Annotated in this window: 18 protein-coding genes; 7 read left to right on the forward strand and 11 right to left on the reverse strand. The window is 56.6% G+C overall.

The genetic code is table 11. The features are described 5' to 3' along the window. Nucleotides 1-2: 2 nt before the first annotated feature. Complete coding sequence (locus Pla52o_RS26860; protein WP_197169179.1) at nucleotides 3-302, reverse strand: hypothetical protein; 300 nt, start codon at nucleotides 300-302, stop codon at nucleotides 3-5. A 75-nt stretch (nucleotides 303-377) separates the two neighbouring features. Then, nucleotides 378-1019 carry a hypothetical protein gene (locus tag Pla52o_RS26865; RefSeq protein WP_197169180.1) on the reverse strand — a complete coding sequence of 214 codons (642 nt, stop codon included), beginning with the start codon at nucleotides 1017-1019 and terminating at the stop codon, nucleotides 378-380. 620 nt (nucleotides 1020-1639) lie between these two features. On the opposite strand from Pla52o_RS26865, the gene Pla52o_RS11295 reads away from it, so the two are divergent. Both Pla52o_RS11295 and Pla52o_RS11300 read left to right on the forward strand, forming a co-directional pair. Further along, a complete protein-coding gene (locus Pla52o_RS11295; protein WP_146594739.1) occupies nucleotides 1640-2842 on the forward strand; it encodes a type IV pilus twitching motility protein PilT in 1203 nt (400 codons plus the stop codon). Nucleotides 2843-3131: 289 nt separating this feature from the next. Continuing rightward, nucleotides 3132-4469 carry an ATPase, T2SS/T4P/T4SS family gene (locus tag Pla52o_RS11300; protein ID WP_146594740.1) on the forward strand — a complete coding sequence of 446 codons (1338 nt, stop codon included), beginning with the start codon at nucleotides 3132-3134 and terminating at the stop codon, nucleotides 4467-4469. A gap of 432 nt (nucleotides 4470-4901) precedes the next feature. Here the strand turns inward: Pla52o_RS11300 and Pla52o_RS11305 are convergent, their stop codons facing one another. Beyond that, nucleotides 4902-5621: an SDR family NAD(P)-dependent oxidoreductase gene (locus Pla52o_RS11305; protein ID WP_146594741.1), complete on the reverse strand. Its 720-nt coding sequence runs from the start codon at nucleotides 5619-5621 to the stop codon at nucleotides 4902-4904. Nucleotides 5622-6053: 432 nt separating this feature from the next. Further along, on the reverse strand, nucleotides 6054-6464 hold the full coding sequence (locus tag Pla52o_RS11310) for a DUF1499 domain-containing protein (protein ID WP_146594742.1): 411 nt from the start codon (nucleotides 6462-6464) through the stop codon (nucleotides 6054-6056). Nucleotides 6465-6508: 44 nt separating this feature from the next. Between Pla52o_RS11310 and Pla52o_RS11315 the strand changes: the two genes are divergently transcribed. Continuing rightward, nucleotides 6509-7831 (forward strand): replication-associated recombination protein A, encoded by a 1323-nt coding sequence (locus tag Pla52o_RS11315; RefSeq protein ID WP_146594743.1) that lies wholly within the window; start codon nucleotides 6509-6511, stop codon nucleotides 7829-7831. Between the two features lie 189 nt (nucleotides 7832-8020). On the opposite strand, the gene Pla52o_RS11320 is transcribed toward Pla52o_RS11315, so the two are convergent. The 7 genes from Pla52o_RS11320 to Pla52o_RS26870 all read right to left on the reverse strand — a co-directional run bounded on the left by Pla52o_RS11320 (nucleotide 8021) and on the right by Pla52o_RS26870 (nucleotide 15441). Further along, nucleotides 8021-8203: a hypothetical protein gene (locus Pla52o_RS11320; RefSeq protein ID WP_146594744.1), complete on the reverse strand. Its 183-nt coding sequence runs from the start codon at nucleotides 8201-8203 to the stop codon at nucleotides 8021-8023. 242 nt (nucleotides 8204-8445) lie between these two features. Then, nucleotides 8446-11895: an aminotransferase class I/II-fold pyridoxal phosphate-dependent enzyme gene (locus Pla52o_RS11325; protein ID WP_197169181.1), complete on the reverse strand. Its 3450-nt coding sequence runs from the start codon at nucleotides 11893-11895 to the stop codon at nucleotides 8446-8448. Nucleotides 11896-12378: 483 nt separating this feature from the next. Then, a complete protein-coding gene (locus tag Pla52o_RS11330) occupies nucleotides 12379-13287 on the reverse strand; it encodes a dihydroorotate dehydrogenase (protein WP_146594745.1) in 909 nt (302 codons plus the stop codon). Between the two features lie 66 nt (nucleotides 13288-13353). Continuing rightward, nucleotides 13354-13989, reverse strand: coding sequence for a phosphopantothenoylcysteine decarboxylase domain-containing protein (locus Pla52o_RS11335; RefSeq protein WP_146594746.1), 636 nt, complete (start codon nucleotides 13987-13989; stop codon nucleotides 13354-13356). 33 nt (nucleotides 13990-14022) lie between these two features. Further along, complete coding sequence (locus Pla52o_RS11340) at nucleotides 14023-14406, reverse strand: tellurite resistance TerB family protein (RefSeq protein ID WP_146594747.1); 384 nt, start codon at nucleotides 14404-14406, stop codon at nucleotides 14023-14025. A 144-nt stretch (nucleotides 14407-14550) separates the two neighbouring features. Next, complete coding sequence (locus Pla52o_RS11345; RefSeq protein ID WP_146594748.1) at nucleotides 14551-14823, reverse strand: hypothetical protein; 273 nt, start codon at nucleotides 14821-14823, stop codon at nucleotides 14551-14553. 444 nt (nucleotides 14824-15267) lie between these two features. Continuing rightward, nucleotides 15268-15441, reverse strand: a complete 174-nt coding sequence (locus tag Pla52o_RS26870) for a hypothetical protein (protein ID WP_197169182.1) — start codon at nucleotides 15439-15441, stop codon at nucleotides 15268-15270. 669 nt (nucleotides 15442-16110) lie between these two features. On the opposite strand from Pla52o_RS26870, the gene Pla52o_RS11350 reads away from it, so the two are divergent. The 4 genes from Pla52o_RS11350 to Pla52o_RS11365 are packed head-to-tail and all read left to right on the forward strand — an operon-like array spanning nucleotide 16111 to nucleotide 25510. Continuing rightward, nucleotides 16111-17499: a DUF1501 domain-containing protein gene (locus tag Pla52o_RS11350; protein ID WP_231612265.1), complete on the forward strand. Its 1389-nt coding sequence runs from the start codon at nucleotides 16111-16113 to the stop codon at nucleotides 17497-17499. Then, nucleotides 17499-20027, forward strand: coding sequence for a DUF1553 domain-containing protein (locus Pla52o_RS11355; protein ID WP_146594749.1), 2529 nt, complete (start codon nucleotides 17499-17501; stop codon nucleotides 20025-20027). Before Pla52o_RS11350 ends, Pla52o_RS11355 begins: the two co-directional genes overlap by 1 nt. A gap of 45 nt (nucleotides 20028-20072) precedes the next feature. Next, complete coding sequence (locus tag Pla52o_RS11360) at nucleotides 20073-22193, forward strand: hypothetical protein (RefSeq protein WP_146594750.1); 2121 nt, start codon at nucleotides 20073-20075, stop codon at nucleotides 22191-22193. Next, entirely contained in the window at nucleotides 22190-25510 is a 3321-nt protein-coding gene (locus tag Pla52o_RS11365) for a WD40 domain-containing protein (RefSeq protein ID WP_146594751.1), read from the forward strand. Before Pla52o_RS11360 ends, Pla52o_RS11365 begins: the two co-directional genes overlap by 4 nt. The last annotated feature ends 7 nt before the right edge of the window (nucleotides 25511-25517 follow it).

The following is a 25517-nucleotide window of genomic DNA, read 5'->3' on the forward strand; positions in this document are numbered from 1 at the left end:
AATCAGGTCGTACCGAGCAGGCTTTCCGCTGCGTTGGCTTTGCGGACGCTCGCTGAGGCTGCGCCGTGTTCTCCTGCGATGGGGTGGGCTGATCCGTCGGCAAGGGTTCCGGGGACTGGTTCGCATCCATTGCGGCTATCAATCGATTCTGGTTTCGAGTCTCGCTGGCCTGCGGAAATGCATTGCCAGTGGCAATCGACGAAGTTATCGTCCGTGTTAAACGGGGACAGTCCCGCTTCACTATCGCCTAATGTACGAGTAATCTCGTAGCCGTAACACAGCAAACCTGAACTACGAAACAACGAAAAAAGCCCGCTTCGATTGCACGAAGCGGGCTTTCGTTTGTTTTTTTCAAGCAAGTTGCCGTTAAAGGCGACCTACAGACCTGAGTACGATGCAGGGTTGCCAGGCTTGTCGTCGTCGGTCGACAAAGGAATGGCGATTGCCGCCGCGATGCCACCGGCTGCGAGCAAGCCGAACTTGCCACCACCTACGCCGCCACCGCCGCCGCCACCGCCACCGCCGCCGCCGCCGCCGTGGTGACCGCCAAAGTGATGTCCGCCACCGGCTGGGACGAAGCCGCCATCCACGAATCCGCCGTCGACAATGCTGCCTCCGACCAATCCACCATCAACGAAACCGCCATCAATCGGGGGACCAACCATGTCGCCAACCGGATGCTGAGCAAGCAACTCGTCGCTGCACTTCAAACTGCGGCGAATTTCCAGCAATTGATCGCGAGCCGCTAGCACATCTACTTCGTTGTTGGTGCCCGCGTCGAGCAGACGCTCCACCACCACAATCGCTTCGTTGACGCGAACCAATTTCTGTTCGCATGAGTTTTCGTCGTCGGCTACAAATTCATTTAAATCGGAGACCATCAGGCCTAGATCCAACGAACCCGCCGTCGCAACAACCTCCGCTTCAGCAGCCATGAACGCATGAACCGGAGTCGAAACAGCAGCACTCAACAGTGCGGCAGAGAGGGATAGTGTGAAAAACTTGGTGAAACGCATCATTAAACCTTAACTATGAAGTTGTTCGATTCCACGGTGTCTGGATGATCTTGATCGTTCTAGCCACCTCGGCTCGATCCTATTTGTCTTATCGGTGCAATCTCTATCAAAGTCTATCTGACGATAGCAAATAGACAACAGAAAAAAGCCCCCAAAGCAAAAAAACCTCCTACATTACCACCCTTGGAGGATTCGCCCCCATCCGCCTGGGCTGGTTATGACGGTAAAAATCGCTTGCGACAACCTCTTCCAGGCGGACTGGCACCAGCTCTTCGGTGTTGCACCAAGCTATCACTGCCCCCCCAATCGCTGTTGCGAGCAGACCATCAGGTCGTATTTTGCCCCCCCGCACGTTCGCGGCTACGTGTTCGCGGCCACCCCAGCACGCTGGCGGCCTGAGGGGGGGCTCAGGGTCGCCACGGAAAACGAATTCCGAGCGCTGGTATGCTCGGCACAACACGAACGAGCTGCATTTATCAATCGAGAAATAGCTGTGTTGAGTGGATTTGGCATTTGCCTAGAATGCACTCCAGACACGAGGGGTAAACTGGAGTGCCGTCGCGGCGTGTTGCTCAGCTTTCAATCCCTTGGGCCCTTTTCATTCCTGTCGATCGATCACGCAAATGTCACACAAACCTTCCGCTCCACCGACCACGACCGCCCCGCTGGACAGCTCACGCGAAGCGGTCATGGCACGATTGAAAACGACGTTGTTGCAAGAGAAGCAGGAACTGGAGGTCGACAAGATTTTCCGAGCCTTGGTCAAGTTAGAGGGATCCGACTTGCACATGAAAACGGGGCAACCGCCGATGATTCGCGTGCGGGGTGAACTAAAACCGTTAAATCGTCCGCCGATTGACAACGAAGAAATGGTCAACCTGCTGATCCCGATGATGGATGACCGCAATTTGCTGATTTTTGAACAAGAGGGCGGTGCTGACTTTTCCTATCAATGTGTCGTCGATGGCGTGAATTGGCGGTTCCGTATCAATATGCTCAAAGCGCTCGGCAGCATCGGTTTGGTGGCACGCCGGATCAGTAATTGGATTCCTGACTTCAAAGGGCTGTTCTTGCCCGACTCGGTCGAGCACCTCTGTCACCATGAACAAGGGATGGTCTTGATCGCGGGTGTGACAGGATCCGGTAAGAGTACCACGATTGGATCGATGCTGAATTACATCAACAGCATCTACCGCAAGCACATCCTAACGCTGGAGGATCCAATTGAATTCATGTTCACCGAGGACAAGTGTCTGATCAACCAGCGAGAAATTGGTCAGGACGTCAAGGATTTTTCGATTGGAATGAAGCATGCGGTTCGTGAAGACCCTGACATCATTTTGGTAGGGGAACTTCGCGACGAAGAAACATTCATGACGGCGATCCATGCCGCGGAAACGGGGCACTTGGTGTTCGGCACAATTCACGCGGCCAGTGCATCGACAACCATCGGTCGTATTTTGGACTTGTTCCCCGAAGAGATGCACAACGCCATCCGCTCGGCCATTGCGTTCAACATGAAGGGAATCATCTCGCAAAAATTGCTCAAGTCGATCCGCCCCGGCGTCCCCCGAGTTCCCACGGTTGAGGTGATGACCTTTAACCCGATGATTCGCAAATTGGTACTGGAGGGTCAGGACAATAAACTGCCTGATGCGATTCGCATTGGGGCGGAAGACGGAATGCAAGACTTTACGATGAGCTTGAAGCAATTGATCGATGACGAATTGATCGATCGCCCCACGGCGTTTGCGGTCGCGCCGAACAAGGAGGCCTTAAAAATGGCCCTCAAGGGCATCGATGTTAAAGCGCCTGGTATCATTTAGCCCTACCTCACGTGTTTTTGAAGTTGCGGCAATCGTTGTTGATCCCAGGAAACCTTCCTCTGCTGCGTCACTTCGCAACTCACGCGTCACGAATCGCAATTCGTTGACGCTCGATCCATCGCCCCCAAGACGGGTCGCGAAAACATGAATCGATCCGCATCGTCAGACATCGCACGCTTTTGACGGCTGCGGAAGGCCCTTGGTTCGGATTGATCCGCATCGCGACCGCCTGCCTGATTGACTATACCTTTCCCCTTCTCAATTCACCTTCTCACTTTAAACGTTTCTAATGGCCAAATCAGAAGAGCCCGTTCAACTTTGGCAAACGGTTTCCCCCGTTGAATTCGTTCCGCAAATCAAGGAGCGCAACGAAGCCCAAGCCCTGCTGATCTCGACCCGCCAGGGGGTTGGATATCAAATTGCGGGTGGTCAATTAGGGCACGCGGTCCAATCGCGGGCCACGCACATTTTGATGGATTTTTCGCAATCCGCTTGCGCGATGCGTTACCAGATCGATGGCAATTGGGAGCAATTGCCGGCGTTGGATCGCGAAACCGGTGACGCCATGCTGTATGCATTGAAGCAGCTCTGTTTGCTGAACCCGGCCGATCGCCGCAGCGCGCAAACCGGAAAGCTCGGCTTGAAGGTTGCCAAAGAAAAAATCACGTTGACGCTACAGACTCAGGGCGTCCCGACCGGCGAACGTGTACTGGCACGACTCGAATCCGAAAACGTTCCGTTTGAAAAACTCGCCGACCTTGGCATGCGTGACAAGATGTACGCGGCATTCAAAGAGAAGCTTGATACCAGTGGCAATATCGTTTTGGTGACGGCCCCCAAGAGTGAGGGTTTGACGACAACGTGGGTGGTCACCGTCAACGCGTCGGATCGTTTGATCCGGGACTTTCAGTCGTTTGAAGAACAGTCCAAGCCAGAACCGGACATCATCAACATCAATCCCAATTTCTACGGCGGCGACACCGGATTAACGCTGATCGATTTGGTCAACAAAATGATTTTGCGTGAACCCGACGTGTTGATGTTCCCCGAGTTGCCCGATGACGCCGTGATGACCGTTGCCGCGCACCATGTCGCGAACACCGAAAAGAGCGTGATGACGCGAATGAATGCGTCTTCGGCGATGGAAGCGTACGTGCAATTTGTTTCGAAGTATCAATCCTCGGCAAAAGAAGTAGCGTCGCTAACCAATGCGGTTCTAAGCCAACGATTGGTTCGTCGGTTATGTGACCATTGCAAAGTCGGGTTTGAGCCGCCGGCAAAGCTGTTGACCCAGCTCGGCATTCCGCAGGGCCGAGTCGCGATGTTGTACCAACCGTTTGTTCCCCCGCCAATCGAACAACAGGTTGATGAGCAAGGAAAACCGGCCCCGATCACCCCCTGTCACGTTTGTGAAGGGCGTGGGTACATCGGCCGCATCGCAATTTTTGAACTGCTGATGCCAGGCGATCAATTGAAAGCCGCCGTGATGAAGACTCGCGACATCGGTCAATTGAACAAGATTGCCCGAACCGAGGGACATCGCGGGTTACAAGCCGAAGCGGTGTTGACGGTGGCGCGGGGACTGACCAGCCTGGATGAACTCAAACGAGTGTTCGCCAAGCGATAATCAGGACGCCATCCTCCGCTTCTCCGACATCCTCCGCTCGGCGATCACCTCACACCGCTAACTCAAAGGTTCAAAACGGTTAGTGGTACGGGCTTGGGGTCTCGCCCGCGATTTTTGCGATGCAACGACGCCCGACGGCGAAAACACTCTCGCGGTGCTCGTCATAGAGCGAGCCCCAATGATTCATCGCCTCAATGATTCATCGCACGATTGATTCTTGTTGCGATGGGATTGATAACCACCGAGCTTTTTCGGCAACGTTCAAACCGAGTCGTCCCTCGCTATCCTGTTTTCCCATTTTGAAGTTGATTGTTTTTCCTAACCCGCTGCATCCGCGAGGAAAAATCAGACTCCAACTCGGTCCCGCGCTGGCGCTTCGAGTTATGTTTTCCCAGAGAAATGTTCCAGGGCCAGGGGGAAACGGATGGGATACTATTTTTGCACCCGTGACATACCGCCATCCACCCCAACGACCTGGCCTGTGATCCAACTGCTCTCGTCGGAGAGCAAGAAACGGGCCATCGAAGCGACATCCTGTACGCATCCAATCCGTCCCAGCGGATACATCGCCGCCATCGCTTTGCGTTTCGCATCCCCCGCAAGCAATCGTGCGCTGAGCGGAGTGTCGATCAATGCCGGTGCAACACAGTTGACACGAATGTTCGGTGCAAGCTCTGCGGCCCAGGTTCGCATGACCCCTTCGATGGCGCCCTTGCACGCCGATACCGAGGTATGCATCGCCATTCCCCGTCCCACCGCGACGGTGCTAAACAAGACCACGCTCGACGTCTCCGCCGCTTTTAACGCAGGCAGAACACGCTGCATGATTCTTAGCGCCGCGACCACATTCAATTCAAAATCGTCGCGCACCGTTTCCAACTTGGTCATCCGCAGCGACGACAAGTGCAGCGACCCAGCACAATACGCCACCCCGTCGATCCGTGCGGGCAACTCGATCGCATCGATCTCGTCAGTCGTCACATCGACACGATGATGCACGCAACGCGGCAAGAGCGACGCATCGAGACGGTCGAGTTCTCCAGGCGTGCGAGAAACCACAACGACCGAGGCTCCCTGCTGAAGCAATTGCTCGCTCAGCCCCAAACCGATTCCGTGACTGCCGCCGACGACTAAAAACGTTTTATCATGCATCTCAGAGGCTTGCAAAAGAGAGATTCGTTGCCGCGTGTAGTTCACTGTAGCGGGAAGGCAACGTCGGAACTCGAGCCCCTCCTTTGCGTTTGCGAATCAAGCCATCTCGTCAACAAGCCGTCTCGTGGTCAAGGTGTTTCGTGGTCAAGGTGTAACGCGATTCCAGCGAGTCGACGCTATTTCACTCGCAGGCTAGCATTCCGCCGCAGCTTGATTTCCGCTTATCAGAACTCGCCGGTGAGCCGCCTTCACTGCGCCGAACCGCGAAAGTCTTGGCAACTTCCGTTACGCCCTGCCCCCCCCCCGGGTTCTTAAGGGGGATCAAACGTTCGAGCCCATTGATACATGACGTGGGATTCAAGCCGTAGCGGCGTGCCTGGGAACGTGGTCCCCCCATCGGGCGACGTTAGCGACATCAAAATTAAAAATGCGTTAGGAACCGCTGCCGCGGATAGCACCGAGCAACTCGTTTAGATTCCGCGGGTTTTGGCCGAGGTCGCCTTTCCCCAGCCTTGATTGACTCTCCGCCTTGACCGTGGTCCCGCTATCGGAACTCGCTAGCCGCACCTTCACATCGTCGACAAACCGGAACAGGGGGGTGGTGCGAGTGAGCCGATACTCCCACCCTCCTTCGAGTTCGCGTTTTGATTCAATTTTCCAACGGCTCGCGTTGTCGGCCCAATGATCGATTTTGGACGCCACCGCCGTGATCGGTTCGGAAACCGTGGTCTCGACCGCTGCGGAATTTTCGTTCAGATCGCGACTCCAGTTGTCAATCTTCGACAATGCCGCCACGATAAAGATTAGCGAGATGGTCAGAGTGATTGTCACAGCAACCAACATGGTTCGTTTTCCTAATTTCGGTTCCAACGCAGAGCTCCTTCATTATGCCTGAAAGTCGTTCCCTTTTTGCCGATGCCGAAGAGGATAACCTTAAATTGGCTCAACCGCTTGCCGCCCGCATGCGTCCTCAAACACTCAGCGAGTTTATCGGACAGCACCAAATCTTGGGCGCTGGGAAACTACTGCGTCGAATGATCGATGCGCGGCGACTCGGGTCGATCATTCTTTACGGCCCGCCGGGGACCGGCAAGACGACGCTCGCTCATTTGTTGGCGCATGAAACGGGCAGCCAATTACGAATGGTCAGCGCGGTGACGAGTGGCGTCAAGGAGTTGCGTGAAGTCTTGTCATGGGCGCGCGACATTGTCACCACCGGGGGTGCCCGTCCCGTCTTGTTCGTCGATGAAATCCATCGCTTTAGCAAAAGTCAACAAGACGCACTCTTGCCCGATGTCGAGGAAGGTGTTGTGGCGTTGATTGGTGCGACGACAAGCAACCCGTATTTTGCCGTCAACGGAGCATTGCTTTCTCGCAGCCAATTGTTTGGACTCGAATCATTGACTCCCGACGAGATCCGCAGCTTGATCCAACGAGCACTGACGGATCGCGAACGCGGGCTCGGTGATGTATCGCCACAAGTCGATGAGGATGCCATCGCGTATTTGAGCGAAGCGTGCGAAGGGGATGCCCGTCGCGCCCTCTCGACGCTGGAAATCGCCGTTCGCAGCAGCGGGCACAAGAATCCCACCGTCACGCGTGAAACGATCGTCGAGTCGATCGGCAGCCGATTGAGTGGTTACGATGCGACGGGCGACGATCACTATGATCTGGCGAGTGCGTTAATCAAAAGTATCCGCGGCAGCGATGCCGACGCGAGCGTGTACTGGTTGGCACGCATGCTCGAAGGCGGCGAAGACATTCGCTTTCTCTGTCGACGTTTGGTGATCTTGGCAAGCGAGGATATTGGCAACGCAGATCCTACGGCGTTGACGATTGCGGTTTCCGCGATGCAAGCATGTGAGTTTGTGGGGCTGCCCGAAAGCCAATTGACGTTAAGCCAAACGGTGGCCTACTTGGCCTTGGCTCCCAAAAGCAATGCGGCAACCGCGGCGATCAGCGCGGCGAGAAAGGACGTGCGAGAAAAACAAGTCGTACCGGTGCCAAAGCATCTTCGCTGTGCCCACTACGGAGGCGCCAAATCACTCGGCCATGGCGAAGGTTATCAATACAGCCACGATGCCGAAGAGGGGATTGCGGCACAAGAATACCTCGGCGTGGATCGCAAGTATTACGAACCAGTCGACCGAGGATTTGAACAGACGCTGCGAGCCCGAATGGACGAGATTCGCCAGCGGTTGGGAAAGTGATTGCAATCCGTCCACGGGGGCCGAAAGGACTGGACTGGTCAGGTCTTGCGTGGCCTGGACTTGCCTGGACTGGACTTCTGGATTGGCGAATGGCAAGAACCGACAGGCCAGACGGTCCAAGAGACCAGCCAGTCCAAGCGACAAAGCGAGGCCGGTCTAAAACGCAGTCGCGTGCGAACGTATCGCTACTTAGCTCTTGGTTGCGGCCACGCGCAGTTCTTCGAGCTCGACACTCAAGCGATGTCGAAGTGGACTCTCGGCACGCAGCTCATCCTCGAGCAGTTCTTCGGCCTTGTCGAAGTTTTCTTCGCTACGGTTTGGATCGTTCATCAATGTACGAAACATTTTCTCGATTGTCGCTTCAGTAAGCAATGCAGTCTCCTCAGTTGAATTTTTGGCGAGTCAAAATGTCTGGAGGAACTCGCCCGAACGAGCGCCAAAATCGCCATTTCCAAACATCGTCGCTATCACCTGATTCTAAGCGACACGATTGGCGTCGCAAGTGCAAACCGGGTGTTCACACGTACGAAACCAATGATGGAGTCCATTGCCGCCCCTGGATTCCCTACCGTTTGGGTGGACACCCATCGAAAGTCTGCGACTCTCGCGTCCCTTTAACTGGTCGCTGCGACGACTTGGCGATCAAACCCGAGTTCGGACAAATGGGCTGCGGTGCGAGCGACCGTAAACCGAATTTGCTCTTCACTGTGCTCCGAAGTGATAAAGAACCGCAACCTCGCCGCCGATTCATCCACCGCCGGATACAAGATCGGTTGCACATTGATCCCGTCCCCCTTCAGCCGATGCGACAATCGCAGTGCGACCATTGAGTTACCGGTGATAATCGGAATCACAGGCGTCCCTTCGCTATCGCCCGTATCGAGCCCCGCTTCGCGACACAGCGACAAAAATAATTCACTGCGCTTGCGGAGTGTGACGACGCGTTCGGGTTCATCTCGCAAGGTTTGGATCGAGGCCAACGCCGCTGCCACCTGGGCCGGCGGCATCCCCACGCTGAACACAAATCCGGGCGCGGTGTACTTCAGTAGCTCAATCAATGCCGAACTTCCTGCGATGTAGCCACCGCATGACGCAGCGGACTTGCTCAGCGTTCCCATCCAAATATCGACATCACGGGCGTCCATATGAAAATGTTCGGCGATCCCGCGTCCCGTTTCACCCATCGTGCCAAAACTATGCGCCTCGTCGACCATTAACAACGCGCGATGTTTTTTCTTGACTTCGACAAACTGAGGCACGTCCGCAAAGTCGCCATCCATGCTGTAGACGCCTTCGATCACGATCAACACTCGGCGATACTGCGATCGCATTTCGGTCAACATCCGATCCAAAGCTTCGAAATCATTGTGGGGAAAGGGTCGTCGGCGTGCGCCGGACAACAACGCCCCTTGGACGATACTGTTGTGTGCCAAGGCATCGTGCAGAATCAAGTCGCCCGACCCCACCAAATGGCCGATCGTCGTTTCGTTGGTCGCATGGCCGCCGACCATCAAGATCGAGGCATCGACGCCAACCCACTCGGCGATTGCATTTTCAAGCTCGCGATGGATCGGCTTTTCACCCGACACCAACCGGCTTGCCGAAACACTCGTCCCGTACTTGCGAACCGCATCGGCCGCGGCCTCGGTGACGCGTGGATGACCGCTCAGACCCAAGTAATTGTAGCTAGCAAAGCTAATGTATTCTTTTCCGTCGATAATCGTTGTATCGCGAACGATGTTGTCATGCACGGTGAAGTACGGGTTCGGCACTCCGGTCATCTGCATTTGCTGAATGGTCGTTTTCAGTCGACGGTATTCAGCGAACTGCGAGAAATCGTCCTCGGGCTCGACCGCGGCGACGGCGTTGGCGTATCCACCCAACGAGGCCTTGGCTTCGGCAGAGGCACCGACGGGGAATTCACCGCTGTCCAAAAACGCCACCGCACGAACTTCGCCGCCGGGCGGCAAGTAACGCTGGATCGCTAATGCGGTTTGCCCGACGGTTTCGATTTCGTCGAGCACTTGCTCGGGAAAGCGGCCCCCGAAGGTGCGTTCGATGTTCCGTGCGATTTCGAGACGTTCGAGACTATCGAGCCCCAGATCCAACACAATATTGGTATCGATGTCCAGCACGCGGGCGCGCTCACCGGCGACTTGGCGAATGTGTTGCTTGATCGCTTCGACCACCGAATCGTTGAGATCGTCCAGGTTGATCTTGCCGGTCCGGCCGCCCGCCGCAGCGGCTTGCATCATCGGTTGCAGCACGCCGTCGTCGTGAGTCGTTTCCTCTTCCCAACGCACCCATTTGGCAATCATCTTCATGTCGCCATCGCGAACCGCGTGCAGACACGCATGGCGTTGAATCTTGCCACTGCTGGTTTTCGGAACGCTGCTATTGCGAACCAGGTAAACCGCGTCGGGTGGCAATTCGTGATCTAACGTCACGGCGCGGCGAATCGCCTGAAGGTGTGCATCCCAATCGAGATCTCGCAAGCGAACCGTTTCCGCCACGATTACCAATTGTTCGCGTCCCTCATACTCCATTGCGAAGGCGGCAACCGAACCGGCTTGCACCGCGTCGCTGGCGTGCTCGACCGTTTCTTCGATGTCTTGCGGATAACGATTCACCCCGCGGACAATGATCATGTCCTTCAAGCGACCCGAAACGTAAAGTTGGTTCTCGCACAAAAAGCCCAAGTCACCCGATCGCAAAAACGGACCTTTGTGGTCCGCCGTGCGGGCGAAAAAGGTTTCCTCAGTCGCGTCGCCGCGTTGGTAATACCCTTGTCCGACCGATGGACTTTGTATCCAGATCTCGCCGATCTGGTCATCCGCCAGCGGCATGCGGGTCTCGGGATCAACGATCACGATCGTTTCTTCGGGCAACACTCGTCCACAACCGACCAATCGCCGCGCCGAAACGTCGTTCTCGTCGACAAGCTCGACTTTCTTCGCATCCAAGGCGCTGCCGTTGAACGTCGTCACGACAGGTCGAGTTTCGATCGGTCCGCCGGTGACAAGCAATGTCGTTTCCGCCATCCCGTAACAGGGCAAAAACGCCTCACGGCGAAAACCAAACTTGGCAAAACGCTCCGAAAATGCATCTATGGTCGAGATCCGAATCGGTTCAGCGCCGTTAAATGCGATCTCCCATTTGGAAAGATCGACCCCTTCCATCTCTTCGTCCGCGATCTTGTCGACACACAATTGGAAGGCAAAATTAGGACCGCCACTGATCGTAACGCCGTACTTCGAAATGCCTTGCAACCATCGCGCGGGCCGCTGCAGGAAGGTCATCGGACTCATCAAAACGTCGCGGCGGCCAATGAACATCGGCATCAAAATGCCGCCCACTAAGCCCATGTCGTGATATGTCGGCAACCATGACATGCCAATCACGTCGGCCCGAGGCTGGAACGCTTGCAGAATCAACTCGCTGTTGGCAATCAAATTGCCCTGCGTCAACATCACCCCCTTGGGTGAACCGGTCGAACCCGACGTGTACTGCAACACTCCGAGCGAGTCACGATTGATCTTTGGCATCCGCCACTTTTCTGCCAACCGGCAAGCGGGATCGTCGGTCCCGAGCAATTGCAAACCGACCAAATCGTCGTGCTTTTGGTCTCCCGACAACTGCTCCACAATCGCCTTTGTCGAAAGCGCCCAACGCGTGTCGGCATCGACCACGATCGAACGAATTCGCGACGCCTTGCGATTGCGCCGCGGCGGATAGGCCGGGACAGCGATCGCGCCCGCGGCGTGACAAGCGAAAAAGCCAATCACAAACTCGAGACAAGGCGGATACAACAACAAGATCCGGTCGCCACTGCGAATGCGGCAACGATCTTGCAAATATCCCGCCAACGCACGAACTTCTTCCCACAGTTCCGAATACGTAATCGTCTGTTCCGACGACTCTACGTCGGTGAAAAGAAACGCAGGCTCATGGGGACGTTGCTCAGCCCAGAACCTTAGAATCGAGACATAATGATCTCTCGGTGGCGACTGCTTGCCAAAGAATTCTTTCAGGTCCACTTGCGCATCACCGCCAAGAAGGTTCATAGTTGATTAAGACGGCCCCAGCTTTGGAATCACTTTTCATGCGATCATCCCTCGAATGGAAACATCTAGCGAATGAGGGTCGAGTTATTACAAACAAGTATTTCGAGCATACTCGAAACATCCCTCTAGGATAGCGAACGTCGTCCTGAGGCAATGCTTGCATTGAAGTTTTCGGTTCAAACCACCCCTAAATGACGATAACAACGCTTTTCGAGAAGTTTTAACCGTCATATTCGATGTGGTAGTCAAGACATCACAACATTCACGGGCGAATCTTGCCAGACCTTGTTCACGGGGGGACCGGACCTGCCACCACCGTAAATCGTCATGTCTCGGGGGAAATCGCACGGCCACATGGAGTGGGGGATACATCCTCCTCGCTGGGCAAGCCGTTCCTCTCGGGGACACGGATGCAACCCTAACGCGTTGCACCCCAACCTTCGTTCCCCGTGCGATGGAGGGATCCGCTGGATCCCAATTGGGTCACTTGCCCAGTGTTCCCACGATTTCGGCGACGCCGGTGGCTCCAAGCTCGCTCAGGGCGGCGGGCAATTGGTCGACCAAGCGGGTTGAAACGGTCGGGTCATAGTAGTTTGCCGTGCCGATTTGAATGGCGCTGGCGCCCGCCACTAAAAATTGCATCACGTCGTCGATCGTCGCAATCCCGCCAATCCCGATGATGGGAATATTCACTGCGGAGGCAACTTGGTGAACACATCGCAGCGCGATCGGTTTAATCGCAGGCCCACTCAACCCGCCCATGCCATTACCGAGCATCGGTTTGCGGCGCCGCCAATCGATGGCCATCCCGAGCACGGTATTGATCAAACAAACCGCGTCGGCGCCGCCATCGGAAGCGGCCTGGGCGATGTCGGCAATGCGAGTGACGTTGGGCGTCAACTTCGCCAAAATCGGCACCTTGCATGATCGCCGTGCCGCTTCGACGACGTTGCGACAGGAGTTCGCGTCGGTTCCAAAATCGATTCCGCCACTGACATTCGGGCAGGACAAATTCAATTCGACAGCGGCGACCCCCGCTTCGTTTCCGATGCGTTCGGCGAGCGACACAAACTCGTCCTGCGTCCGTCCGGCCACACTAACAACGACCGCAGTTTCGAGCGTTCTCAGATAGGGGAGATGATTTTCGAGAAACGCATCGACACCGTCGTTATCCAAGCCGATTGCATTGAGCAATCCGGCAGAGGTCTCGACCGTTCGCCACGGCGCGTTGCCGATTCGCGGTTCGGCGGTGATCGTTTTTGGCAGGACGGCACCGAGTCGAGGAATATCGACGATGCCTTCCATCTCGCGCGCGTAGCCGAACGTTCCTGAAGCAACCATAATGGGGTTTTTCAGGGTCAAACGGCCCAGAGTGGTAGATAAATCGGTCATTGCTAATTCGTTATTCGAGACTCCATCCTCAGCCTCGCGTCTGGCAAAGGAGGGGTTAAACTTCATTCACGTTCGACACGTCACGTGTTCACCGATGTGTCGGATTAATTCTTTAGCAACGTACTCTTTCTCGCCATGGATCTCAGCGATTACGTTGCCTTTGGCGTCGAGCAATTCCACGTCGTTTTGATTGGAATCGATCGCCTGGGGGCCATTGCTCACCATCAGATCGCAGTGCTTGGTTTCCAGCTTCACGGTGGCGCGAAAGCGACGATCTTCGGTTTCTAATGCGAATCCGACGACCCATTGATCGCGGCGTTTGGTTTGCCCCAACGTCGCGACGACGTCGGCGGTTTCGATCAATTCCAGCTTCAGTGGTTCGCCGGTCTTGGCCATTTTCTGCGACAGCACCAAATGGGGCATGTAGTCACACGGCGCAGCCGCACCGATGGCTCCATCGCAATCTTCGAATGCGTTTACCGCCGCGACCAGCATTTCGTCGGTCGTGATCACGGGGATCACTGTCGCCGCAGCGGGATACGCGACACTGACCGGTCCCGAGACGATGACCACCTCGTGACCGGCGTGGATTGCGGCAGCGGCCAGCGCCGCCCCCATCCGACCACTGGACGCATTGGTCAGATAGCGAACCGGGTCAAGGTATTGCCGCGTCGGGCCTGAGGTAATGAGAATGCGAGCCACAGATTTAGACTGCTCTACGATGGATGCTTTGGATTACGGATGCTTGGGATTACGGTGATTCTCGAGCGTACGGCTGATGATTTCGTCGACCTCTTTGTCGGTCAACTCCATCCTCACTGCGGTCAGCGCGAACAACCGTTTTTCCGATTCGTCCAAAATCCCATCGGCAGCCATCATGCGGATCAAATCCGCCAACAACTCACCACGTTGCTCCTTGTCGCTGGGCAGTTCCAGCACCGCCTCGTCACGAAGTCCGAATTCGACCGCCTGTTGCAGGTCGAGTTCGTTAAGTCCGAGGTCGGCGCAGCGGTCGGCGACGAGATTCACTTCGCGTTCGCCAAGCGATCCATCCGCAAACGCCATCACCACTAGGTTGCGCAAGGCAAGGCGACGTTTCTTCAGATTGTCTTCGTTCATGCGGAGAATGTTACCCGCGACAACGGGGGCGAACAAGTATCGAGCATTTCAGCCGATCTCAGGCTACCAATCTCAGGCGGGTGCCTTTTTGAGAGAATTCCTCCCCCCCGACTCCAGCCCCGGCTAAATGAAATTCGAGCCCGATTAAAAGAAGGCGTGTCCACAATCGCAAACTTTCTTGCGAACATGCGACTCGTTAGCACACTTTGGGCACTTCTTTTTGGACCACGATGACTCTTTGGGCGTTTCCGCATCCAATTTTCGCTGCGCCTTCAACTCCTCGGTGCGTGCCGCGTCGGCTTGCAACACGGCGCATTGGGGATGGATACCACCCTTGGAATAGGCTCGTTTGCCACACATTGGGCAAATATTGCCATTGGCTTGAGCCGCGGAGGTGGTCGATTTATTCTCGCTCATATTTCTCGCTACTTTTCGTTTGACGAGCAACGTGGCTCAAAAATGAATGAGCATCCGAGCTCGCCTAACCGTGCAACCAAGAAACGCTTTGTAGAGAGTCACGACGTCGATTGCATTTGGTTGATTGCATTTGAACGTCGCTCACGCATCGCATGCGATTGAAAACGAATGAACGAGAAGAAGTGTGTGGAGACAGAGCAGGGCCACCCTCTCGCTCCCACCTGCTTAGCACTATGGTACGCGAGATCTGCTGCGAAGTCCACTTAGTGTTCAGGGGGATGGCCGTTAGGGTTGCCAATCACGCCCCAACGGTTTCCCCCCGAAGTACCGCGTTGGAAACAAATACAGGCCACTAAAATCAGCACGAAATACGCAAACGCAGCCTCCGGTGAATGTAGTAAACGCTCGCTTGGAGCAGCGTTTTCACTGCACTTAACGCCTGTTTCACTCGTTTGAATCGGTTTTCCTTCGTCCGCTGCGGAGCGTTCGCTTCGTCGGCAGCGCTGAGTGCCCCGTCGCTTCGCCGATCGGGCCCGCTTCATGGCACAACGGCGTCGGCGTGTTACTTAACGAATCGCTTGAGATTGCCGACTTCACTCCCTCGGAGCTGCAATTCACTGAAACGGGGCGATGTTTCAATCCGATCGATTGGGCACGGACGAGCTTCCCCTTCCCCAACCAATCTCCTGCCCAACCAAGTCCATGAACGTTTCATACCGGTTGATTGTCCACAAATACGCTGGAAACCGAAGGCGTCAGCCAAGACTCGCCGGCGGCCGTGCGTACCGCCCCCCGCAGAAACTGTCATAACGCAAACAAAACTTTCATAACGCCAACATCAGGCCGCCAACATCAGGCCGCAAACATCGGGACATCAGATAAGACGGGCCAAAACGAAGGCACGTCCGAAGGGGCGTAACACCGAAGCGGGGGTAACAAGAATCGCTTTGACGGATGACCGCAGGTGGTGCAGCGCATCCCTACGGCGGATGTCCGCGTTGCCCGCGGGATCGTGGTGACGAATCAACCGTATTCACAAGATCTTCCACATCTTCCACGCCTATCCTTCCCGATGCGTCCCGAAAGCGAGTCCGATTTGGCAAGTCCGCTGGCCCTACGGCCCAGCGAATAAGGCCAGCGTTTGCTGCCCTCTGGCCCCCCCCCCCCACAATTGAGTTGCTTTCTCTCCCCTTGCTCGGATAGAATGGGACTCTCGCCTCCCATTACCATCGCGGTTTCCTACAACCGTGGTTGCCTTCCTCCATCCTACCGCAGGTCGATTGGCTCATGATGTTGTCAATACTTGGCCCGAAATATGGCTCCGCGAAAGTGGGCAAGCAAAGTCAGGATCGCTCCGCCGCATTTTGCGATGGCGTGTCTCGGCGTGGCTTCTTAAAAGTCGGCGCGTTCGCGATGGGGGGCAGCAGTTTGACGCTGGCCGACCTGATGCGAGCCGAGGCGGCTGCTGGAAAATCTCATTCGCATAAAGCGGTGATCAATATTTTCCTCGCTGGCGGCGCCCCGCACCAAGACATGTGGGACATCAAGAGCGACGCCCCCAGCGAGGTGCGAGGCGACTTCAAGGCGATCAAGACGAATGTCTCGGGGATCGAAATTTGCGAGGTATTTCCCAAACTCGCTGGCATGATGGACAAGGCGGCAATCCTGCGCAGCGTGGTCGGGTGTAGCGGCGGTCACGACGCGTTCCAATGCATGACCGGTTGGAACCACAATGATTTGAAGAGCATCGGCGGACGTCCGGCCGTGGGCGCGGCGGTCTCTAAATTGTTAGGTCCCGTGGATGCATCCGTTCCTCCAAACATTGGGCTCGCCGCTCGGACCCGTCACGTGCCTTGGTCGGATTCGGGTTCCTCCGGATTCCTTGGCGCGGCGTACGCGCCGTTTAAACCCGACGGGCCGGGCATGAAAAACATGACGCTTGGTGGGATCACCTTGGACCGACTCGCCGACCGACGAAAATTGCTCGGTGAAATCGATACCCTGCGGCGCGACATCGATGTCACCGGAGCGATGGAAGGGATGGACGCCTTCGGTCAACGAGCGCTCGATGTACTGACCAGTAGCAAGTTGGTCGATGCACTCGATTTGTCAAAAGAGGACCCCAAGCTTGTCGAGCGATACGGTGACGGCAAACCGTATCAATACCAATACGATGGTTCTCCTACCGTCAACGACCAATTGTTAATCGCGCGACGTTTGGTCGAAGCGGGCGCGAGGGTGGTGAGTTTGAGCTACGGACGCTGGGACGCCCACAGTGCCAACTTCGATTTGGTCCGCGACCATGGCCCCAAACTCGACCAATGCCTCAGTGCTCTGATCGAAGATCTCGCGGTGCGAGGAATGCTCGACGATGTCACCGTCGCGGTATGGGGCGAGTTTGGACGCACGCCCAAAATCAATGCCAACGCGGGGCGTGATCATTGGCCTCGCGTCAATTCCGCATTCTTAGTCGGCGGCGGGATGCGGACCGGACAAGTGATCGGAGCGACCAATCGCTTGGGTGAAGAACCGAGCGAACGCCCCATTCATATGCAAGAGATTGTCGCCACGATGTACCATAATCTCGGGCTCGATACCGCATCGACAACCTTAATCGACCCCACCGGGCGTCCCCAGTTCTTAGTCGACCACGAGCCGATAGGTGAGCTGATCTAATGACGATCCTACGAATTGATCCAGCGTGCCGGCGGAACTCCTCCACCGCCGATTCGGATCGCGGGGCGACGCGATCTCGCGCCACCGCGGGGCTTATTATCGCGTTTGGCATCCTCACCTTCCTGCCTCGCTCCTTTGCGGGTGAATCGCTGAGCATCGAGAATGCGGAGGCCGATCGCACGCTGCTTGGGCGTGATGCACGGATCCAATTGGTCGTCTCACGACACCATGCCGGTGAAGTTCATCGCACCGATGAAGATGTGACCGGCGACGTCGTCTACTCCGTAGAACCGGCCGGAATTTTCAGTGTGGATCGTGATGGGTTCGTGATTCCCATCGCCGATGGACAAGCCACCCTGACCGCCAAACATGCCTCGGGCGCGACCTCCAACGCGACATTCACGGTCAGCGGAATGAGCGAAGATCAAGCGGTTAGCTTTCCGGGGCAAGTGGTTCCGATCTTCACCAAGCTCGGCTGCAACGGCGGCGGATGCCATGGCAAGGCGGCGGGCCAAAATGGGTTCAAGTTGTCTTTGTTGGGTTTTGAGCCGCGTGAAGATTACGAGCACTTGATTGGCGAGTCCCGAGGACGTCGAATTTCACCCGCAATCCCCGACCAAAGCTTGCTGTTGCTCAAAGCGATCAACGCCTCACCCCACGGCGGCGGACAACGTCTCGAGGCGGACAGTCACGAGTATCGCGTGATGCGCCGCTGGATCGCCCAAGGAACGAACTTTGGTGACGGAAAGGAACCCTCGGTCGTGTCGATCGAAGTGCTGCCCGCTCATCGACGGTTGGCCCCAGGGGCCAGTCAACAATTGTCCGTCGTCGCCGTCTATTCTGATGGCGCGCGAGAAGATGTAACACGCGCGGCCCTCTACGAGGCCAACGATACCGAGATGGCCGAGGTCGATGCCAAAGGCAAAGTGACCTTGAACAAGCACGTGGGTGATGTCGCCGTGATGGCTCGCTACCAAGGGCACGTCACGGTGTTCCGTGCGGATATCCCTCAAACGATCGAGTCGTCGCCGGAGTCGTTGACACCGCAGCCAGCCAACGTCGTCGACGTTCACGTCTTTGCCAAGCTTCAATCGCTGGGGATTCCCGCCTCGGAAACCTGCGACGACGCGACCTTTTTGCGACGAGCAACGCTCGACATCGCAGGCCGTTTACCAACGCCTGAGGAAAGCTCTCAGTTCAACAGCGACCAAAGTGCGAATAAGCGTGAGGTGCTCGTCGACCAATTGCTGGCCAGCGAGGATCATGCCGATTATTTTGCCAGTAAATGGAACGCGATTCTGCGCAACAAACGCCAAGGTGGCAACCTGGAATTCGCCACGATCGCGTTCCATCAATGGATCCGCGACAGCATTGCCGAAAACAAACCGTATGACCAATTTGTTCGTGAGATCGTGACCGCGTCCGGGAGCGTCGCGAACCATCCTCCGGTCGTTTGGTTCCAACAAGTGCCCGACAAGAGCAGTCGCGTCGAAGACGCCGCACAACTTTTTTTGGCGCAACGTGTCGCCTGTGCTCACTGTCACCATCACCCCTACGAAAAGTGGAGCCAAGCGGATTACGCTCAACTCTCCGCCTTCTTTGCCACCGTCACCAAGAAGGCGGGCAGCGAGCCGTTGGAGCCTGATTTCATTGCGGAGGTCGGCGCCGCTACGTCACCTCACCCCAAAACCGGCCAACCGCTGACCGCCGCGGGACTCGACGCAGAATCCGCTGCCATCGATCCAAGCGAAGATGCTCGAGTCCATTTGGCTCAATGGATGACCGATCCGGCGAATCCCTTTTTTGCCCGCGCGTTGGTGAACCGTTATTGGAAACATTTCATGGGTCGCGGTTTGGTCGAGCCCGAAGACGACATGCGGATCACCAACCCTCCCTCCAACCCGGAACTGCTCGATGCGATGGCGGCATCGTTTGTGGAGTCCCACTTTGATCTACGCGCTCTGATTCGTCTGATCGTGTTGTCGAAAACCTATGGGCTCAGTAGCGAGCCGGCCGCAGGCAATCTTGGTGATCGACGCAGTTACTCGCGTTATTATCCCAAACGACTGCAGGCCGAAGTGTTGTTAGACGCGATTGACGATGTCTCAGGTAACCAAACCAAGTTCGCCGGAATGCCCGCGGGAACCAGGGCGGTGGCGCTGCCCGATACCGAGTTCGATTCGTATTTCCTTAGTGTGTTTGGCATCCCCGACTCTGTGACCGCATGTGAGTGCGAACGTTCCCAAGAGGCCAACTTGGCTCAGAGTCTGCACCTGATCAACTCGGACGAAATCCAAGAAAAACTGGGGAACGATGCGGCCCGGGCCGCCAAACTAGCCGTCGATGGTGATCTGACGGATGAAGCAAAATTGCAGCAGCTATACACGCTCGCGTTCAGTCGCGAAGCAACCGATACGGAACGGAAAGCCATGCTTGGCTACTTGAGCAGCAAAGAAAATCGCCGAGAAGCCTTCGAAGACATCCTTTGGTCGTTAGTCAATTCCAAAGAGTTTTTGTTCAACCACTAGCCACGAGCTTCTTTCCCCCTCTCCCTCTGCCCCTCCCCCACCTCAATGCCTTCCTTCATCGTTCGACTTAGTCTCGCTTGGCTATGCATGGCCTCGATCGCTCAGGCCCAGTTCCTGGCGATTGAATTGCGCACCATCGATCCGCCACTTGCGACCATCGGGCAAAAGGCTAGCGTGTCGGTCGCCGGCGAGAACATGGACGAAGTGGACCAACTTTGGTTTTCTCACCCTGGGATCACGGCCACGATCCAATCGGTCGAGCCAGCCACTCCTGCGCCGCTGCTTGAGCCGACCCCAAAATACGGAAACTTCCACGTCACGGTCGCTGCGGATGTTTCGCCGGGACGGTACGAGGTCCGCGCCGTTGGCAGGCATGGTGTCTCGAATCCTCGCACCTTTTGGGTCACGTCACTGCCGATCGGTAACGCGACGATCAGCCACGATCGCAGCGTCCCCACTCCCCTGCCTCGGGACACCTGGGTGCATGCGACGTCGTTGGCAAACGCGATCCATTATTACGCTGTCGAAATCGCTGCCCCATCGACCACGATTTGTTACCGATCACAAACCAGTGACTCGCCGATGATTGGGCAATGCAAACTTTACAACTCCGCAGGGAAAGTCGTCGCGTCGGCACGGGGAGCCGACGGGTTTGATCCCGAGATGGTCATCACCGATCAACCGGCCGGGCAATACGTGCTCGCGGTCCGTGAATTCCTTTATCGCTCGGGTCCCCCGTACGCTTACCAATTGTCGGTTCAATCGACCCCCGAATTGGCCAACCCCGAACATCAAGCCCATGCCGCGTTCGCATTTCCTCACGCCGCCACCGCACTGAACGTCGTTTCCGATCCCCAACCGGGGCGGACCGACACCGACATGCCGCAACGCATCGACCTACCGCATCAAGCGACATGGTGGTTCGCCTCGGCCAACGAAGTCAACACCTTCGAATTCGAAGTCACCGAATCCGAATCGATTGCGATCGACGTCATTTCAGACCGCTTAGGCCAACCGACCGATGCGCGGATCATCGTCGATCGGATTTCCCGTGACGAAGCAGGTGCGGTCACGTATCACCCCGTCACGCGAGTCGACGATAGCCAAGTTGAAACCGATGGAGTGGTATCGCTGCGTACCAAGGACCCCTCGATGGTCTTCACCGCGCCCGCCACCGCAACGTATCGATTGACGGTTCAAGATTTAGATATCGGAACCTCCCTGCGTGAGGACCAGTGGTTTGTGCTTCGCGTTGGTAAGCCCAATCCGGGATTCACCTTGGTGGCTTACCGTGTCTATCCGCATAAAGACAACAACCAATCCAAACCTCATGGTTCGAAGTTGTTTCGTGGCGGAGCAGAGCACATCCGCGTGTTTGCGCTTCGGCGTGATGGATGGACCGGATCCATCGAAGTCTCGGCGGAAAACTTGCCCGCCGGCGTGCATTGTGAACCGGTCACGATTGCTGCGAATCAAACTCAAGCGGACTTAACGTTATCAGCCGCTGAGGATGCCGCCGGCGGTGTCACGTCGATTCGCGTGGTAGGTCACAACGTCGACAAAACCATCACGGAAACCGCCGTTGCCACCACGTTACAGCTCGCTCGCGGCGGCGGACGCGATTCGATCCGTTCGCGGATCACATCCGAGGTCGTCGTGGCGGTTTCTGAGGAAGACGTTTCGCCGCTAACGATGCGATTGGGCGACGCTAGCGTGGCAGACGTCAAAGTCGCTGAGGCGCTGTCAGTCGGAATCCAATTGACGCGTCGCGAAGGGGGCAACGACGCCTGCGTCTTGCGGCCAATCTCCTTGCCCCCCGGTGTGACGATCGCGGAGGTGACCGTTCCAGCCGACCAATCCGAGGCCACCTGCACGATCCAAACGAGCGCGAAGACGCCCGCCGGAATTTACTCGCTCTCGCTAATGGCAGAAACTAAAATAAAGGTTCGGCCCAACCCGCAATCGCTGGCCCAGGCCGAAGAAGCTCGCGCTCAGCTCCAATCGCTTCACGATGATCCCACCCAAGCGGCAAATCTCGATGCCATCAAGGCCGCCATCGTGGAGGCCGATAAGCGAGTGGAAGCTGCGAAAAAGGCTGCGGCTGAACAAACATTGACCGTCTTTATCCCCACCAATCTAGTGACGTTTCGAGTCGTTGTGCCATGATCCGACCTTCCTCTGTGCTCTCGTTTGCAATCCTCTCGCTGGCGATCACTTCGACATCGTTGGCCGAGGAATCGCCGGTCAAACCGGTCGACTTCGCCACTCAGGTGATGCCGATCCTGAAACGCAACTGTTTGGCGTGCCACCACCAACAGGAAGCGGAAGGCGGCCTCGTGCTCGAAACGTTAGCGTCGATCCATGCCGGAGGCGACAGCGGGCCGGGGGCGACGCCAAAGGACCTCGAGTCGAGTTCGTTGTGGACGCGGGCCAGCGGCGAAGAAGATCCGATCATGCCACCGCCCGACAATTCCGTCGGTGCATCGCCATTGACCGCTGAAGAGCTTGCCTTGCTTCGTTTGTGGATCGAGCAAGGAGCCACAGGCACGGATGCGAGCGCCAGCGAAAAAATCGTCTGGCAACCGATTCCCGCTTCGATTCGCGCGACGTATGCGATGGATGTGTCCCCTGACAATCGCATCGCCGCCGTCGCACGTGCCAACCGTGTCCTAATCGTCGACCTGCAATCGACCACCGAGGTGGCTCGATTATCCGACCCCTCGCTGGCCGATCTCGCGGTCGATGGCGGAATCGCCGACGTCGACCTGATCCAATCGATTGCCTTCTCGCCCGACGGAGACCGTATCGCGACAGGAGGTTTCCGTACGGTCCGCATTTGGAAACGCACCCCTGCACCCGTTTCACAGCCTCCCTCTCCGTTGGCAAACGCGAGCGGACCGATCGCGATCTCGCAGGATCAAACTCGAGCCGCTTTCGTCAATGCGATTGGTGACGTCGAGATCTGGGACTTAAACGCCCCACAGAAACAACACACCCTGACGAGCCCCGCTGGATTGGTCACTTCGCTCGGTTGGGCCAACACCGCAGGCGAAGACGAGCGATTGTTCGTGGCGCGACAAGACGGACACCTCGCCGTCTGGAACGGCACAACCGGCGCCATCGTTTGCGAGTTACAAACGGACACGTCGATCGCAGAGATGGCGATCGCTCGCGACGCATCGACCTTGGTGACATTGACATCTGCGAAGCAGGTTCGCGCTTATCAATGCGCCGCCACCGAATCGGTCTGGAAGATCACTCCCGTCCACGAATCGGTCGGCGCGATTGCCGACGCCACCGCGATTGCGGCCACGCCGACCTTGATTGCAATTGCCAGCGAATCAGCCGGAGTCCTCTTGGTCGATCCCAAAGCAAACACCGTCGTCCGCAAAATCGATCATGGTGCGGTAGTCGAGGCATTGGCCGTATCCTTGGACGACACGCAACTCGCCACAGCAGGACGCGACGGCAAGACGCGAAGCTGGAATCTAGCCGATGGCAAAGCCTTGATCACGATGCAGGGCACCCGCAAACAGCAATTGCGTCTAAACCAAGCGGACCAGGATGTCGTCCGGCAAAACGCAATCGTCGCGGCATTGAACGCAAAAACGGCGACGCTTGAAGCGTTGCTGAAGACCGAAAACGAGGCGCTCGCCAAAGTCACCCAGGCGAAGAACGAAGCCACCGAAGCGTTGGCGGCCGCAACCAAGAAGCACGCGGATGCTGTGGCACTTGTGGCCACGACCCAAGCGACCCTAAAAAAGGCCAACGAAGACGCCGCGGCCGCTGAACCCTTGATCGCTACCGTCACCAAGCAATTGCAGGAAGCCAAAGCAAAAGTCGAGTTAGTGGCAAAACAACTCGCCGAACAACAAGCAGCGAAGGTGACCGCCGACGCCGAAGTCGCCAAGGCCCAAGCCGAAGTAGACGCCGCGACGAAAAAAGCGGCAGAAGCTAAAGCGGCAGAAGCTAAAGCCGCAGAAGCTAAAGCCGCAGAAGCCAAAGCCGCTGAAGCCAAAGCCGCTGAAGCCAAAGCCGCAGAAGCCAAAGCCGCAGAAGCCAAAGCCGCAGAAGCCAAAGCCGCTGAAGCTAAAGAGGGCGAGAGCGAGCCCGCGAAAGCCAACGTGGAAACGACTCCGGAAACCGGGAAGGAGGACGTGAAAGCAGCCGAAGCCTTGATCGCCGCTGCGACCAAGCAACTGCAGGATGCGAAAGCAAAATTGGATTTGGTGGCCAAGGAGATCGCAGCGAAGCAAGCTGAAAAAACGGCCACGGAAGCTCAAGTCACCAAGCTGCAAGCCGAATTGGACGCCGCGATGAAAAAAGCGGTCGATGCGAAGGCGTTGAGCGAAAAATCCACCAAGGATTTAGTGGCGCAAAACAAAGCGGTCACCGATACCGAAGCAGCCAAGACAAAAAGTGAGAGCGACCTCGCTAATCGCCAACAAGCGCTCGCATCGGCCACCAGTGCACAGCAATTCGCTGCTGCGAGCATTCCCAAGCATCAAGCGATTGTCGCCTCTGAAACGCGACACGGCGAAGTCCTTACCAAGATCGCCGCCGCGGAACTTGGGCACAGCAACGCAGCCAGCAACGGTGTGATCGACGTAGACTTTCATGGCGACAACGTCGCCACCGCTCATCGCGATGGTTCACTTCGCTGGTACAGTGCGGGCACCGGAACCCCGCTGGGATCCCGCCAAGGGATCGGGCATGACCATGTGGCCATCATTGCCGATCAACTCGTTGGTTTTTCACAGCGATCCACCGCAACCATCGTGTCGACGGCATTCACATGGCAACTTGAACGCACGATTGGTGCGATGGACTCCGATACGTTTGCCGACCGAGTGACGGCACTCGACTTTCGCCGCGACGGATTGACGTTAGCAGTGGGAGGCGGGGCACCAAGTCGCTCCGGCGAAATCAAAATCTTTGCCGTTGAAACCGGTGAACTGCTTCGCGACTTCGGCTCGATCCATAGCGATACGGTACTCGGACTCGACTTTTCACCCGATGGCACGATGCTCGCTTCGGCATCGGCTGACAAGACCATTCGTTTGTTGGACATCGCCACCCAGACCCAAATCCGTACCCTCGAAGGCCACACTCACCACGTGTTGGCGGTTGCATGGCAACAGAATGGCAGCAACATCGTCTCGGCCAGCGCCGACCAAACGATCAAGGCCTGGGATTCTGAAACCGGCCAATCAACGCGTACCGTTGGCGGCTTTCCGAAAGAGATCTCGGCCCTGGATTTTGTCCAAGCGACCGATCAAGTCGCTGCAGCCGGATCCCACGGGGAAGTCCGTTTGGTGAAGACCAGCAATGGAGGCGTTGTGCGAACCTTCAAGGCGCCGAACGACTTTCTGTATACCACACGGGTCACGCCCGATGGCGGCAAGGTGTTAGCGAGCGGCCAAAACGGCCACCTGCTAATTTGGAACCTCGCCGATGGAAAGTTGATCGGAGAAATGCCCTAGAGCGTGC

The organism is Novipirellula galeiformis (assembly GCF_007860095.1).
Lineage (GTDB): Bacteria > Planctomycetota > Planctomycetia > Pirellulales > Pirellulaceae > Novipirellula > Novipirellula galeiformis.